The organism is Thalassovita aquimarina, from assembly GCF_018219815.1.
Lineage (GTDB): Bacteria > Pseudomonadota > Alphaproteobacteria > Rhodobacterales > Rhodobacteraceae > Thalassobius > Thalassobius aquimarinus.
Window position 1 is genome coordinate 270,529 of the sequence record NZ_JADMKU010000005.1, and the last position, 13,145, is coordinate 283,673.

General features: G+C 60.6%; 16 protein-coding genes and 1 tRNA gene. 4 read left to right on the forward strand and 13 right to left on the reverse strand.

Annotated features, from left to right (window positions below; all coding sequences use genetic code 11):
* Nucleotides 1-73: 73 nt before the first annotated feature.
* Nucleotides 74-820 (reverse strand): DUF1013 domain-containing protein, encoded by a 747-nt coding sequence (locus IT775_RS08450; RefSeq protein WP_212700650.1) that lies wholly within the window; start codon nt 818-820, stop codon nt 74-76.
* Between the two features lie 126 nt (nt 821-946).
* On the opposite strand from IT775_RS08450, the gene IT775_RS08455 reads away from it, so the two are divergent.
* Complete coding sequence (locus IT775_RS08455) at nt 947-1,585, forward strand: ribonuclease T2 family protein (protein ID WP_212700651.1); 639 nt, start codon at nt 947-949, stop codon at nt 1,583-1,585.
* A gap of 4 nt (nt 1,586-1,589) precedes the next feature.
* Here the strand turns inward: IT775_RS08455 and IT775_RS08460 are convergent, their stop codons facing one another.
* The 3 genes from IT775_RS08460 to IT775_RS08470 all read right to left on the reverse strand — a co-directional run bounded on the left by IT775_RS08460 (nt 1,590) and on the right by IT775_RS08470 (nt 3,822).
* A complete protein-coding gene (locus IT775_RS08460) occupies nt 1,590-1,925 on the reverse strand; it encodes an H-NS histone family protein (protein WP_218958564.1) in 336 nt (111 codons plus the stop codon).
* Between the two features lie 214 nt (nt 1,926-2,139).
* A complete protein-coding gene (locus tag IT775_RS08465; protein ID WP_212700652.1) occupies nt 2,140-3,123 on the reverse strand; it encodes an NAD(P)H-quinone oxidoreductase in 984 nt (327 codons plus the stop codon).
* Nucleotides 3,124-3,135: 12 nt separating this feature from the next.
* Nucleotides 3,136-3,822: a COQ9 family protein gene (locus IT775_RS08470; RefSeq protein WP_212700653.1), complete on the reverse strand. Its 687-nt coding sequence runs from the start codon at nt 3,820-3,822 to the stop codon at nt 3,136-3,138.
* Between the two features lie 109 nt (nt 3,823-3,931).
* On the opposite strand from IT775_RS08470, the gene rpsU reads away from it, so the two are divergent.
* Nucleotides 3,932-4,138, forward strand: coding sequence for a 30S ribosomal protein S21 (gene rpsU / locus IT775_RS08475; protein WP_009806335.1), 207 nt, complete (start codon nt 3,932-3,934; stop codon nt 4,136-4,138).
* 127 nt (nt 4,139-4,265) lie between these two features.
* Here rpsU and IT775_RS08480 read toward each other — a convergent pair whose 3' ends face one another.
* The 3 genes from IT775_RS08480 to IT775_RS08490 form a co-directional block, all read right to left on the reverse strand.
* The gene (locus IT775_RS08480) at nt 4,266-4,820 is read right to left on the reverse strand and encodes a flavodoxin family protein (protein WP_212700654.1); all 555 of its coding nucleotides are present in this window, start codon (nt 4,818-4,820) and stop codon (nt 4,266-4,268) included.
* 4 nt (nt 4,821-4,824) lie between these two features.
* Nucleotides 4,825-6,414 (reverse strand): GMC family oxidoreductase, encoded by a 1,590-nt coding sequence (locus IT775_RS08485; protein ID WP_212700655.1) that lies wholly within the window; start codon nt 6,412-6,414, stop codon nt 4,825-4,827.
* An 84-nt stretch (nt 6,415-6,498) separates the two neighbouring features.
* Complete coding sequence (locus IT775_RS08490) at nt 6,499-6,957, reverse strand: Lrp/AsnC family transcriptional regulator (protein ID WP_212700656.1); 459 nt, start codon at nt 6,955-6,957, stop codon at nt 6,499-6,501.
* A 134-nt stretch (nt 6,958-7,091) separates the two neighbouring features.
* On the opposite strand from IT775_RS08490, the gene ald reads away from it, so the two are divergent.
* A complete protein-coding gene (ald, locus tag IT775_RS08495) occupies nt 7,092-8,207 on the forward strand; it encodes an alanine dehydrogenase (RefSeq protein WP_212700657.1) in 1,116 nt (371 codons plus the stop codon).
* Nucleotides 8,208-8,313: 106 nt separating this feature from the next.
* On the opposite strand, the gene mscL is transcribed toward ald, so the two are convergent.
* On the reverse strand, nt 8,314-8,751 hold the full coding sequence (mscL, locus tag IT775_RS08500; RefSeq protein WP_212700658.1) for a large conductance mechanosensitive channel protein MscL: 438 nt from the start codon (nt 8,749-8,751) through the stop codon (nt 8,314-8,316).
* Nucleotides 8,752-8,894: 143 nt separating this feature from the next.
* Between mscL and IT775_RS08505 the strand changes: the two genes are divergently transcribed.
* Nucleotides 8,895-9,593, forward strand: a complete 699-nt coding sequence (locus IT775_RS08505; RefSeq protein WP_212700659.1) for a glutathione S-transferase family protein — start codon at nt 8,895-8,897, stop codon at nt 9,591-9,593.
* A gap of 102 nt (nt 9,594-9,695) precedes the next feature.
* Here the strand turns inward: IT775_RS08505 and IT775_RS08510 are convergent.
* The 5 genes from IT775_RS08510 to IT775_RS08530 all read right to left on the reverse strand — a co-directional run bounded on the left by IT775_RS08510 (nt 9,696) and on the right by IT775_RS08530 (nt 13,005).
* Nucleotides 9,696-9,771: transfer RNA gene (locus IT775_RS08510), tRNA-Trp, on the reverse strand.
* Between the two features lie 73 nt (nt 9,772-9,844).
* Entirely contained in the window at nt 9,845-10,507 is a 663-nt protein-coding gene (locus tag IT775_RS08515; protein WP_212700660.1) for a CatB-related O-acetyltransferase, read from the reverse strand.
* A 135-nt stretch (nt 10,508-10,642) separates the two neighbouring features.
* Entirely contained in the window at nt 10,643-11,638 is a 996-nt protein-coding gene (locus IT775_RS08520) for a zinc transporter ZntB (RefSeq protein ID WP_212700661.1), read from the reverse strand.
* A gap of 79 nt (nt 11,639-11,717) precedes the next feature.
* On the reverse strand, nt 11,718-12,542 hold the full coding sequence (locus IT775_RS08525; protein WP_212700662.1) for a tetratricopeptide repeat protein: 825 nt from the start codon (nt 12,540-12,542) through the stop codon (nt 11,718-11,720).
* A 28-nt stretch (nt 12,543-12,570) separates the two neighbouring features.
* Entirely contained in the window at nt 12,571-13,005 is a 435-nt protein-coding gene (locus IT775_RS08530; RefSeq protein ID WP_212700663.1) for a tetratricopeptide repeat protein, read from the reverse strand.
* Between the last annotated feature and the right edge of the window lie 140 nt (nt 13,006-13,145).

The window sequence follows — 13,145 nt, forward strand, 5'->3', positions numbered from 1 at the left end:
GGTTCAGCCCATGAAACGCAAAAAGCCCGGGCACAACGGCCCGGGCTTTCCTATTTCACGACTTTGACAGCGTTCAGGGCTGTTCGTCTTCGTCATCCTTGCTGCCGGGCAGGTTGAAGAAGCTGTCGGCGTCGATGATTTCTTCTTCCTTCTCGTCCTCGTCGTCCTTGAGGCTGAAGGTTTCCAGACCCTCGATGGCCGAGGGGATCTTCGGCGCTTCGTCTTCCATCGCCAGCGACTGTTCGGTGCTGACCAGCTTGCGGCGTTCGTCGTCGCTCATCACTCCGCCTTCGGCTTCGCGCTTGGCCACGGCCTTCTGCACGGCGGCATCCAGTTCGGACTGCTTGCACAGGCCCAGGGCGACCGGATCAACCGGCTGGATGTTGGCGATGTTCCAGTGGGTCCGTTCGCGGATCGCCTGGATCGTCGGCTTGGTGGTGCCTACCAGTTTCGAAATCTGGCCGTCGGACAGTTCCGGGTGGAACTTCACCAGCCACAGGATCGACGCCGGGCGGTCCTGCCGCTTGGACAGCGGCGTATAGCGCGGGCCGCGGCGTTTTTCCTCGCCCACGGCAGCCGCGTTGAACTTGAGCTTCAACTTGTAAAGCGGGTCCTTTTCCGCCTTGTCGATCTCGTCCTGGGTCAGCTGGTTGTTGGCGATCGGGTCAAAGCCCTTGACGCCCGTGGCCACGTCGCCATCGGCGATGCCCTGTATTTCCAATTCGTGCATGCCGACGAAATCGGCAATCTGCTTGAAACTGATGGTGGTGTTATCAATCAGCCAGACGGCGGTCGCCCTCGCCATGATCGGTTTGGCCATAGCATGTCTCCTTAACTCAAAACTTCCCCGTCGCCTGAAACAGGCTGTCCCTTGGTCTGGGACGGGTTACCTTGTTGGGGAACTTGCCGCCTATATAGTGCTTGACGACCGATAAGGGAAGAGTGAATGCGTATCCGCCTTGTAAGCCTCGTTTTCGCACTGTTCGCCGGCGCCGCCATGTCCGAAGGCGAACGGTCCGGTGACTTCGACTACTATGTGCTTTCGCTCAGCTGGTCGCCGAGCTGGTGCGCGCTGGAAGGCGACGCGCGACGCTCGCCGCAATGCGATGAAAGCGAAGACTACGGTTGGGTGCTGCACGGGCTTTGGCCGCAATACCATCGCGGATGGCCGTCCTTTTGCCCCACGGTGGAACCGCATCCGACCCGGCGGATGAGCAATGAAATGGCCGATATCATGGGCAGTTCCGGTCTGGCCTGGTACCAGTGGAAAAAGCACGGCAGCTGTTCGGGCCTGTCGGCTTCGGCCTATTACGACCTGGCGCGGCGCGCCTTTGACAGCGTGGTCCGGCCGCCGGTTTTTCGAAAACTCGACCGGCCGGTGACATTGCCGGCGGCAGTGGTGGAACAGGCATTCCTGAAGGCCAATCCGGGACTGGAAGCGAACATGCTGACCATCACCTGCAAAGACGGCCGCATTCAGGAAGCCCGCCTTTGCCTGTCCAAGTCGCTTGTCCCGGTGCCCTGCGGCCGCGATGTCAGTCGGGATTGCAGCCTGAAAAACGCGCTGCTGGACCCGATCCGCTGACGGGTCAGATTTCCAGGTCTTCAGGCTTCTTGCCCGCCTCGATGGCGGTCACGAACCATGCCGGGCGACGGCCCTTTCCGGTCCAGGTCTGATCGGGATCATCGGGATTGCGGTATTTCGCGACGCTGGCGGGCCGTACACCCTTGCCCTTGGCGGCGGTCAATTCGGCCAGAGAAAAACCCAATTCCTTGGCTTTCGCTTCCAACTCGGCCAGAGCCGCCTTTTTCTTGCGCTCATAGTAAGTGGCAATTGCTTTCGCCACTTTCTTTTCCAGAGTTTTCAATTCCGAAATCGAATACGCAGATAGTTCATCCACGCTGATATTCTTCAGATCAGACATAGCTACTCCCATCAAATTGGATATTATCCTCAATAGACTGACAACACACAAACACACTAGTGATGAGAATAGGAAAACCGATATATTTTATTAACTCGCACATTAAAGTCGCCTCAGAATAGTATTTTATTCCGGCGCTTAAATCAGCGGCGGTTCGCAATAGGAATTCGGCGTCTCATCGGAGGCGCACACAATTCGGTGCGCCCCCTTCGAATCAGCTGACCTTGAGAACGATTTTCCCGATGTGCCCGCTGCTTTCCATTCGCGCATGTGCCGCAGCGGCCTCGGCCAGATCGAATTCGCTATCCATGACCGGGCCGATTTTGCCCGCATCGAGAAGCGGCCAGACATTCTGCAAAAGGCTTTCGGCGATCTTCGCCTTGGCAAGGTCGCTTTGCGGCCGCAGGGTCGACCCGGTGATGGTCAGGCGCCGGGTCATGACCTGGGCGAAATTCACTTCCACTTTCGGCCCCTGCAGAAACGCGATCTGCACCAAACGCCCGTCATCGGCCAGCGCACGGATATTGCGCGGGATATAAAGCCCACCCACCATGTCGAGGATCAAATCGGCACCGCCTTCGCCGCGCATCACATCGACGAAATCCTCGTCATTGTAGATGATGGTGCGCTCCGCGCCGAGCCGGGCGCAGGCCGCGGCCTTGTCCTGGCTGCCTACGGTAACGAAAACACGCGCACCGAATTCGCGTGCCAGCTGGATCGCCGTGGTGCCGATCCCGGACGACCCGCCATGGATCAGAAACCGTTCACCCGCCTTCAGCCCGCCGCGCTGAAACACGTTGGACCAGACGGTGTAGTAGGTTTCGCAAAGGCAGGCGGCTTCCTTCATTCCCATGCCCTTGGGCACCGGCAGGCAATGCGCCGCGGGTGTCGCCACGTATTCGGCATAACCGCCGCCGGGCAACAGCGCGCAAACCTGATCGCCGATCTTCCAGTTGCTCACCCCCTCGCCCAGGGCAACGATTTCGCCCGAGGCTTCCAGCCCCGGCAGATCGCTGGCGGTCGGCGGCGGCGCGTATTTGCCGGCCCGCTGCAAGGCGTCGGGCCGGTTCACCCCGGCATAGGCCACCTTGATCACCACCTGCCCCGGCTGGGCTTGGGGCACCGGGCGATCGCAAAGCTTCAGCACCTCCGGCCCGCCCGGTTCGGTGATTTCCACCGCGCGCATCATTTCGGTCATCTTGTTCTCTCCTTACTGCTCGTTCCGCCACCGGCCCGGCATGTCCTGCCGCGCCGAACCCGGGGCCTTGATCTGATTGAGCACGGCCAACGGCCCGGCAAACAGTCCGCTCAGCAGCTTGTTGTCGCGCACGCTGGCCTTGGCTTTCTCGAATTGCATCACGTCGTCGATTCGCCGGTCCAGAAAATCCCACGTCGCCTGATGATCCGGGGTTTCGTCGCCCAGCCAATACAACACCGTAGACCCGTATACCGCGCCAAGCGTGGCGCGCTTCGTGTACCAATTCACATCATCCGCAGTGTCCCCCAGGCTGTCCCAGATCAGCCCCGCGGTTTCCCAGATCAATCGCATTCCGTCCGGGGCGTGCTGCGGCATGGAAAACAGCGTCATGCCACGGCGCACCGCTTCCTTGTCCTCGACCGCTTCCAACCGGAACCGCACCGCCGCCGCGATCCGGTCGCGAAAGCGCATATCGCCCAGATCGGTGTCTTGCAGCCGCGCCACCATCTGCGCGTCGCCGCGTTTGTGGAAGGCCACGGCAAGATCGACCGCTCCGCGCGGGCAGACGGCGCGCGCCACCGCAAGATCCACCCCGGCATCCTCGGCCGCGGCGCGAAACGTGTCCTCTGTCCAGCCGTCAAAGGCCACGTGGATCAATGCGGCATCCAGCAAACGATCCTTCAAATCAGGCGCGGTCATGGGCACTCCTTTCCCGATGGCTTCGGTGTAGACAATTAGTGCAAGCCTTGCTATAGGACCAGTTCCTGCAACTCCATGCAACTCAACTTAGAAAGGTGGTGAAAACCACATGCAGGTTAGTGTTCGCGACAACAACGTCGATCAGGCGCTTCGTGCCCTGAAGAAAAAGCTGCAGCGTGAAGGCGTCTTCCGCGAAATGAAGCTCAAACAACATTTCGAAAAGCCGTCCGTCAAGAAAGCGCGCGAGAAAGCTGAAGCGATCCGCCGTGCCCGCAAGCTGGCACGCAAGAAAGCACAGCGTGAAGGTCTGCTGTAAGGCCCTTCTCGAAAGCTCGAACATACAAGTTCAGACGACCCCCGCGGCCCCGCCTCGGGGGTTTGTCATTTCTAGGGGCCAGCCAATTTCAAATCCACCCGATTGGCGCGGGCGCTACTCCCGCTGATCAAGCGCTCCACCGCCGCACCGCTCGTGCGATGCGCCGGCCGAAAAGCCGGGCGGTTTCCAGATCACCCGGCTGCACCATCATCGACTTGTCGCGCGAACTCGTGGCCGCAAGGCCAAGCCAGGCACCGCCTTCGTTGATCCCGGGCTTGTCCTTGTGGACCGGCGCGCCGATCTGATCCTGGCCGATCCAGACCATGCCGTGCTGGGCGGCAAAGACCGACAACTGGATCAGCGTGCTGAGCTTGTCTCCGCCCAGAAAGGTCGCCACGGTGAAACCGGCGGCGATCTTGTCGGTCCAGACCTGATCGGACCAGCGATCGCTGGTGTCGTCCATGAAGCGTTTGAACTCGGTTGCAGCGCTGCCCATGTAAGTGGGCGTGCCGAACAGGATCGCATCGGCATCATCCAGTTCCTGCCATTCCACCGCCGTCATCTTCTCCACATCAACCAGGCTTGTCGTGCAGCCGGCCTCGGTGGCGGCCCCGGCGATCACTTCGGCAAGGCGCCGGGTGTGTCCGTTGCCGGTGAAATAGGCGATCGCGATCAACGTCATGGCATCATCCCCGTGCATCTTGCAGGATCATGTCGCTGGCTTTCTCCGCGATCATGATGGTTGGTGAATTGGTGTTGCCGCTGGTGATCGTCGGCATCACCGAACAATCGACCACGCGCAGGCCGGCCACCCCGCGCAGGCGCAGCCGCGCATCCAGTGGCGCGGCGTCATCCGCCCCCATGTGGACGGTGCCCGAGGGGTGGAAGATCGTGGTGCCGATATCGCCGGCCGCCCGGGCCAGGTCTTCGTCGCTGACGGCGCTCACCCCCGGCTTCATTTCCTCGGGCGCGTATTTCGCCATCGGCGACTGTTCCATCACCCGCCGCGCCAACCGGATCGAGGCGGCGGCAACCTTGCGGTCCCCCTCGGTCGACAGGTAATTCGGCGCGATTTTCGGTTTGGCCTTGGCATCGGGCGATGTGATTTCCACCACGCCGCGGCTTTCCGGGCGCAGGTTGCAAACGCTGGCCGTCATCGCCGGGAAATCGTGCAACGGCTGACCGAAGGCCTCCAGCGTCAGCGGCTGGACATGGAATTCCAGATCGGGGGTAGCAAGATCGGGCCGCGATTTGGCGAAGGCACCCAGCTGCGACGGCGCCATCGACATCGGGCCGGAGCGTTTCAGCGCGTATTCCAGCCCGATCTTCGCCTTGCCCCACAGACTGTTGGCCATCGTGTTGAGCGTTTTCGCCCCCTGCAGTTTCCAGGCGCAGCGCAGTTGCAGGTGGTCCTGCAGGTTGCCGCCCACCTGCGCGTTGTCGCGCAGCACCTCGATCCCGTGTTTCCGCAGCAGGTCACCCGGACCGATGCCGGACAGTTGCAGGATCTGCGGCGACCCGATGGCACCGGCCGACAGGATGACCTCGGCTGCGGCCTTGGCGGTTTTGACCTCGCCGCCCTGTTCGTATTCGACGCCAACACAGCGCCCCTCTTCGATCAGCACCCGGCGGGTGTGAGCATGGGTTTCCACCCGCAGCGCCTGCCCCTTGGTCGACCGCAGGAAGGCTTTTGCAGTATTCATCCGCCAGCCGCGTTTCTGGTTGACCCGGAAGTACCCGACGCCTTCGTTGTTGCCGGTGTTGAAATCCGTAACCTTGGGCAGACCGGCCTCGGCGGCGGCCTCCATCCAGTCGTCCAGCACGTCCCAGTGCAGGCGCTGATTGTCGACCCGCCATTCGCCGCCCACGCCGTGCAGATCGCTGGGCCCGTCAACGTAATCCTCGGACTTCTTGAAATAGGGCAGCACATCGTCCCAGCCCCAACCGGTATTGCCCATCTGCCGCCAGCCATCGTAATCGGCCGCCTGCCCGCGCAGGTACAGCATCCCGTTGATCGACGAACAGCCGCCCAGAACCTTGCCGCGCGGATAGATCAGCGACCGGCCGTTCAGCCCCGGTTCCTCGGCGGTCTTGAACATCCAGTCGGTGCGCGGGTTGTTGATACAGAAGAGATACCCCATCGGGATGTGGACCCAGTGATAGGCATCCGATCCGCCCGCCTCCAGCAACAGAACCTTGCGACCGTCATCGGCCAGCCGCTTGGCCAGGACGCATCCGGCGCTGCCGGCCCCGACAATGATGTAATCCCACTGCATTCAAATCCTCCCCCAGGCATTCTTGCCTGCGAAAGGAGTAAGCGCAAATGTCTGACATTTTCAAGATCAATGGGGATGGATCGCTCAAACCGGCAACGCGGTGGTTTTGAATACAGTGCGCAGGGCGAAACTCGATTGCATCTGCGCCACCCCGGGCAGCCGGGTCAGGTGCTGGCGATGGATCCGGGCGAAATCCTCGGTGCTTTCTGCCACCACTTTCAGAATGTAATCCGCCGTTCCCGCCATCAGGTGGCATTCCAGCACATCCGGGATCCGCGCCACCGCCTTTTCGAAGGCCTCCAGAACCTCGTCGGCCTGCGCCTGCAGGGTGATTTCCACGAAAACGGTGGTCGAAACGCCGATCTTGCGCGGATCAAGCAGCGCGACGTAGTCTCGGATATAGCCATCCGCCTCCAACCGCTGCACCCGGCGGTGGCAGGCAGACGGGGACAGGTTGACCTGTTCCGACAGCTCCGCATTCGATATGCGCCCGCGGCGCTGCAGCACTTTCAGAATACGTCGATCTGTCTGATCCAGCGACATTTGCGCAAAATCCTTCGCAAAGCTTCATGTTTGTTCGCAGAATATTCACATTAATCGATAAAATACGACCCATTTCTCAATGCACTTGCATCCGACATGCGACATCCTGTCCACAAGCGTAGGAGGAGATGAAGATGAAGCTCGGTTGCCCGAAGGAAATCAAGCCACAGGAATTTCGCGTCGGGATGACCCCGCACGCGGCGCATGAAGCCATTGCACACGGTCACGAGGTGATCATCGAAACCGGGGCCGGCGACGGATCGGGATTTCCCGACAGCGCCTATATCGATGTCGGCGTGGTGATCGTCGATACAGCCGAGGAAATCTTTGCCACCGCCGACATGATCGTGAAGGTGAAGGAACCGCAGGCGGTCGAGCGCAAGATGCTGCGCGAAGGCCAGCTTCTGTTCACCTACCTGCACCTTGCCCCCGATCCGGAACAGACCCGCGACCTGCTTGATTCGGGCTGCACCGCCATCGCCTATGAAACGGTGACGGACCGGAACGGCGGCCTGCCCCTGCTGGCGCCGATGTCCGAAGTCGCGGGCAAGCTAGCACCGCAGGTCGGCGCATGGACGCTGCAGAAGGCCAATGGCGGCCGCGGCGTTCTGCTGGGCGGCGTGCCCGGCGTGCGCCCCGCCAAGGTCGTGGTGATCGGCGGCGGACATGTCGGCACCCATGCGGCCCGTGTCGCCGCTGGCATGGGCGCAGATGTCACCGTGCTGGACATGTCGCTGCCCCGGCTGCGCTATCTGGACGATGCCTTCCGCAGCGAATTCAAGACCTCTTACGCCTCCAAGGGCAATACCGCCGAACTGGTGGAGGCGGCGGACATGGTGGTGGGCGCGGTTCTGATCCCCGGCGCCGCGGCCCCCAAGCTGGTGACCCGCGAACAGCTGTCGACGATGAAACCCGGCGCGGCCATCGTCGACGTGGCGATCGACCAGGGCGGCTGCTTCGAGACCTCGAAGCCCACCACCCATGAAAATCCGATCTACGACGTCGACGGAATCATGCATTACTGCGTCGCCAACATGCCCGGTGCTGTGGCCCGCACGTCGACCATCGCGCTTGGCAACGCCACCATGCCGTTCATGCTGGCGCTGGCCGACAAGGGCTGGAAACAGGCCTGCGCCGACAATCCGCACCTGCTGGAAGGGCTGAACGTCCATGCGGGCAAGCTGACCTATTACGCGGTGGGCAAGGCATTGGGGATCGACGTGACCTCGCCCCAGCTTCTAATCAAGTAAACGAAATTCCCTTGCGCCTACGGTGCAAACAACTCGCCCGGCAGGTCCCCTTCCCTGCCGGGCTTTTTTACCCCCACGCCCCTTCGGGGAAGCACCAGGCCGCCGATCAGGCCTTTTTCAGCGCGTCGCGGATTTCGACCAGGATATCCAGCTCGCTCGGACCTGTCGGGGCCTCCTCAGCCGGGGCTTCCTCTTCCTTGGCCATTGCGGCGTCCTTCACCTTGTTCACCGAACGAATGAGCATGAAGACAACGATGGCGATGATCAGGAAATTGATCACCGCCATGAGGAAACTGCCATAGGCGAAAACCGAGGCCCCGGTTTCGCGCGCGGCCTCCAGGCTCGCCCCCTCGGCCACATCGCCCGACAGAACGGCATAGTTGTTGGTGAAATCGACCCCGCCGGTGAACAACCCGATGATCGGGTTGATCAGGTCCGCCACGACAGATTTCACGATTGCGGTAAACGCGGCCCCGATGATGATGCCGACCGCCATGTCCATCACATTGCCCCTGGCAATAAATTCCTTGAATTCCTTAATCATGTTGTCCCTGTTCCTTATCAATCTGCCCGGCACGGTTTTCCCGCGCCGCACTGCAATTCAATACCACTTGGATTTATCGACCAAGGCCTTTCTGTCACCGAAAATTCGCGTATTTTCGTGCGGGAACACGAAAAGGAACAGCCATGACCTTTCCCGACGATTTCCCGATCAATACCCGGTGGCCGGCCAAGAATCCGTCTGTGTTGCAGCTGTATTCCTTCCCGACGCCGAACGGGATCAAGGTGTCGATCATGCTGGAAGAAATCGGCCTGCCCTACGAGGCACACAAGGTGATCCTGAAACCCGAGGACACGCATTCGCCCGAATTCCTGTCCCTAAACCCCAATAACAAGATCCCCGCGATCATCGACCCGGACGGGCCGGACGGCGAAGCGCTGCCGCTGTGGGAATCCGGTGCGATCCTGATTTACCTGGCGGAAAAATCCGGCAAGCTGCTACCCAAGGACCCCGCGAAACGCTATCAGGTGATCCAGTGGCTGATGTTCCAGATGGGCGGCGTCGGCCCGATTTTCGGGCAGCTGGGGTATTTCTACAAGAACGCTGGCCGCGAAATCGAGGATCCCCGCCCTCGCAGCCGCTACATCAACGAAGTCAAGCGGTTGCTGGCGGTGATCGAAAAGCAGCTGGAAGGTCAGGATTGGATTTGCGGCGACTACTCGATCGCCGATATCGCGCTTGGCGGCTGGTTGCGGGTGCTGGATCACTACGGCGCGCGCGACGTCGTGGAATGGGCAAGTTTCCCAAACACGGTGGCCTATCTGGATCGTTATCTCGCCCGCCCGGCGGTACAGCGCGGGTTGAATATTCCGCCGCGCGACTGACCGACATACTGTCCGACATCTAGGGCGCTGAACACGCACCCCGGCCGCACCGGCGCAGCGCGTTCGGTGCATTCTGCATCGGTGTCTTCGATATCTGGAAAATGGCAGGGGCAGCAGGGTTCGAACCCGCGACCTACGGTTTTGGAGACCGTCGCTCTACCAGCTGAGCTATACCCCTAAGGCCGTGCGATTGAGTATGACAGGCGGGGACCAAGATCAAGGCCCTTTTCGCCCTTTGAGGTGAATTCCCCCTAACCGCGATAGCACCCGACCGCCGCTTCCAGCGCCGCCACATCCGCCGAGGCCAGAACCGGCAGGATCGCCCTGATCTGATCCAGTTCCAGATCCCACCAGCGCAGCCGCTGCAACAGCGCCGTCACCTCTGGCGCAAAACGGCGCCGCACCGGTTTCGCCGGGTTACCGCCCATCACCATATAGGGATCGACATCGCGGGCAACAACCGCACCGGCACCGATGATCGCGCCATCACCCACCGTGACACCGGGCAGGATCATCGCATTGTGGCCGATCCACACATCGTTGCCGATCACGGTGTCGCGCCCGGTGCCGAATTCCTCCGCATAAAGATCCATGCAATCGTGGTTGAACACCGCGAAGGGAAAGGCGGAGAACCAGCGTTTCGGATGATCGGCCGAGGAGGTAATGAACCTTGTGCCATGGGCGAACTGGCCGAACCTGCCGATGATCAACTTTTCCGGCGCACCGGGATGCAGATAGGGTGCGATCCGGGCCGCGTAATCATCGACCGGTTCGAAATCGTTGTAATAGGTGAAATCGCCGATCCGGACATTCGGGTGATCGATCACCCGGTTCAGCCAGACGGTATTGGGATAGGTGTTTCCATCCGGCAAGCGGATGGAATGGCGCAATGAAGCGTCGAGAAAGGCAGGCATAACAGCACTCCTGTCATCATGGGACATGATTGGTTTGACTGGATTTGCTGTTACTTGTTCACGACACCCTCCATCGGTTGCCGGCAGGGTAGCGCAGCGCCCCTGCCCTGACAACCGCACACCGGCCGCGCGCGGTCACTGGGGCCGGTGCCCGCCGCCGATCCATTGCATTCGCCACAGGATCACCAGCTGCAGCAGGAAAATCAGCCCCATCGCAAGGCACAGCCACAAGAACGCGCTGCTGTCGCCGACCCCCGGCATGCCGCCGACATTCACCCCGAACAACCCGGTCAGGAAACCAAGTGGCAGGAAAATCGCCGACAGGATCGACAGCATGAACATGTTGCGGTTCAGCCGGTCGGACAGGTGGCTCGACAATTCTTCGCGCAGGACCGTCGCCTGTTCGCGCAATTCCTCCATGTCTTCCACCACCCGGGTCATCTTCAGGTGTTCTTCCTCGATTTCCCGCCGCGTGGTCTGGTCGATGAAGCCGAGTTGCGCCTTGCTGATCGCCTCCAGCGCGGCGCGCTGCGGGATCAGGAAACGCCGGGCTGCGATCACCTGCAGCCGCAAATCGACCACTTCGCGCCCCAGGCTGTTGCCGCTTTCCGCGACCACGCGTTCTTCGAGGTCTTCGGCCTTCAGGTCCAGGTCCTTCTGGAATTCCGCGATATGGCCGGTGATTTCCTCGATCACGCGCACCAGGAACGCCCCGGCGCTGCCGATACCCTCGCCCGAACGCATTGCGGCATCCATCCGGTCGATCACCCGGGTCGGTTTGCGCGAAATCGTCACGATCCTGCGGGCATCGACCCACATCCGGACCGAGATCATGTCTTCGGGATCTTCGCCTTCGTTGATGTTGACCGAGCGCAGGATCACCATCATGCCATTGCCCAGTACCGTCACCCGGGGTCGGGTGTTGACGTCCAGCAGCGCCTCGATCGCCTGCGGGTCGAGGTAATCGAGATGCTTGGCGATCCAGTCACCGGCCCTCGGATCGTTGCCATCCAGATGCACCCAAGCGGGCGTTTCTCCCTGCAACACGCGCAACAGCGCATCTTCGTGCAGCCCGGAGCCCTTTTCCGGCCCATCCAGGGCGTGGGCGAATTTGACGAACGAGGGCAGCATGCATCGACTCCTGCAGGGGTATCCGCAGGCAGGATACTATCGCACTCCTGCTGTTCAAGCACGCTGAACGCGCGTGCCATTACCTGTCTCTAAGTGCACGCGCGTCGTCACTAAATCCCTCCTCAACCAGATGGGCAATGAACCAGGACTTGTTGCCGTCGGAAATTCCCATCTCTACCGCCCTGCCGAACTGTTCAAGCGCCTCCTCTTTCTTGTCGAGGTGCACCAGTGCCACTGCCTGATACAGCCGAGCCCATGCATCGGTTTCATCTAGCATGGAGGCCTTCAGCGCCGCATCGAGCGCTGTCGAAAACCTGTCACTTTCAACCGCGATATATGCCTTTAGACTCCAATTGTCGTTATCCTCAGCATTCAGAGCAATGGCCTTGTCGATAACGCGATCGGCCGCCTCAACGTCACCATCTTCGAGGAGCAGATCAGCTTCCCAATAATAACTGTAGTCGGAACGTTCCACCTCGTCCGGCATATCACGATACACCGTCAGGGCGACGCCGATCAGACCCATATCGTTCAACGCCTTGGCTTTGCTGACATACGCAGCTTCTCGCGCCGGATCGGTTTCAATCGCCAATGTCGCATCGCGCATGGCCTGAACCCGGCGCCCCATCGCCAACAGAATTCTGCTGCGCTCAACAAGGGCCCAGTAACCATAGCCCGCATCATTGCTCCGATTTGCGAAATCCAGCGCCTCTTCCAACCGGTCGAGTTTCCGGTGGTTCACCGCCAGCCAGTACAGCGCAAATCCGTAGTTCGGATTGATCTCGACCGCCTGCTTGAACGACGCTATCGACGCCTCCAAGTCGCCTTCCGATTTTTGCACCCAACCCTTTTCTGAAAAGGCCCAAGCATAGTCTGGGTCGACGGCTATCGCCATATCCAGCATCTCTATCGCACTGGCGGCCTGTGTCCGATCATGCCGATAAGTCGCTCCGCCAAGCCCCCCCCAATCCCCCTGCCGAAGGCCATATGTCGACCGCGCGCTGAAAATGCTCCTTCGCCGCCGTGTAATTGTCCCTGTCATATTCAAGCCAGCCCAGACCCGAAAACGCGGAGGCATTTCCTGGCGCAAGCGTCAAAATTTGCTGATAGCTCTTCTCAGCCTCGGCGTAGTCGCTGAGTTCCCGTTGCGCGTTACCGAGGACGTCCAGCAATCGTATGCGATCCGAGTTGACCAAACGCCTATCTTTCAGAGCCGCATTACAAATTTCCACCAATTCCTGCCAAGGGCGGTCATTTTCCAGGCAAACGGATTGCAGTGTATCTTCCGAACTGGTGATCAATGGGCGGGCGACAGCGACGCCCGACAGGCACACAGTAAAAAGCGCAAAAACAAGTCTGAGAACCATTGCGGGCTCCATTCGGCTCAAAATACAACCGAAGAGTAACCGCACACCCAGTCAAGGCAATGAAAAAGGGCCGCCCATTGGGCGGCCCTTCGGTATTCAGATCAGCGAGTGGATCACGCGATGATTTTCGACACGACGCC

Coding starts and splice junctions, on each gene's coding strand:
- IT775_RS08530 (WP_212700663.1), bottom strand. CDS start 13,005: ATGGTTCTCAGACTTGTTTTTGCGCTTTTTACTGTGTGCCTGTCGGGC.
- mscL (WP_212700658.1), bottom strand. CDS start 8,751: ATGATTAAGGAATTCAAGGAATTTATTGCCAGGGGCAATGTGATGGAC.
- rpsU (WP_009806335.1), top strand. CDS start 3,932: ATGCAGGTTAGTGTTCGCGACAACAACGTCGATCAGGCGCTTCGTGCC.
- ald (WP_212700657.1), top strand. CDS start 7,092: ATGAAGCTCGGTTGCCCGAAGGAAATCAAGCCACAGGAATTTCGCGTC.
- IT775_RS08525 (WP_212700662.1), bottom strand. CDS start 12,542: ATGCTGGATATGGCGATAGCCGTCGACCCAGACTATGCTTGGGCCTTT.
- IT775_RS08480 (WP_212700654.1), bottom strand. CDS start 4,820: ATGACGTTGATCGCGATCGCCTATTTCACCGGCAACGGACACACCCGG.
- IT775_RS08490 (WP_212700656.1), bottom strand. CDS start 6,957: ATGTCGCTGGATCAGACAGATCGACGTATTCTGAAAGTGCTGCAGCGC.
- IT775_RS08485 (WP_212700655.1), bottom strand. CDS start 6,414: ATGCAGTGGGATTACATCATTGTCGGGGCCGGCAGCGCCGGATGCGTC.
- IT775_RS08515 (WP_212700660.1), bottom strand. CDS start 10,507: ATGCCTGCCTTTCTCGACGCTTCATTGCGCCATTCCATCCGCTTGCCG.
- IT775_RS08505 (WP_212700659.1), top strand. CDS start 8,895: ATGACCTTTCCCGACGATTTCCCGATCAATACCCGGTGGCCGGCCAAG.
- IT775_RS08460 (WP_218958564.1), bottom strand. CDS start 1,925: ATGTCTGATCTGAAGAATATCAGCGTGGATGAACTATCTGCGTATTCG.
- IT775_RS08450 (WP_212700650.1), bottom strand. CDS start 820: ATGGCCAAACCGATCATGGCGAGGGCGACCGCCGTCTGGCTGATTGAT.
- IT775_RS08470 (WP_212700653.1), bottom strand. CDS start 3,822: ATGACCGCGCCTGATTTGAAGGATCGTTTGCTGGATGCCGCATTGATC.
- IT775_RS08465 (WP_212700652.1), bottom strand. CDS start 3,123: ATGACCGAAATGATGCGCGCGGTGGAAATCACCGAACCGGGCGGGCCG.
- IT775_RS08520 (WP_212700661.1), bottom strand. CDS start 11,638: ATGCTGCCCTCGTTCGTCAAATTCGCCCACGCCCTGGATGGGCCGGAA.
- IT775_RS08455 (WP_212700651.1), top strand. CDS start 947: ATGCGTATCCGCCTTGTAAGCCTCGTTTTCGCACTGTTCGCCGGCGCC.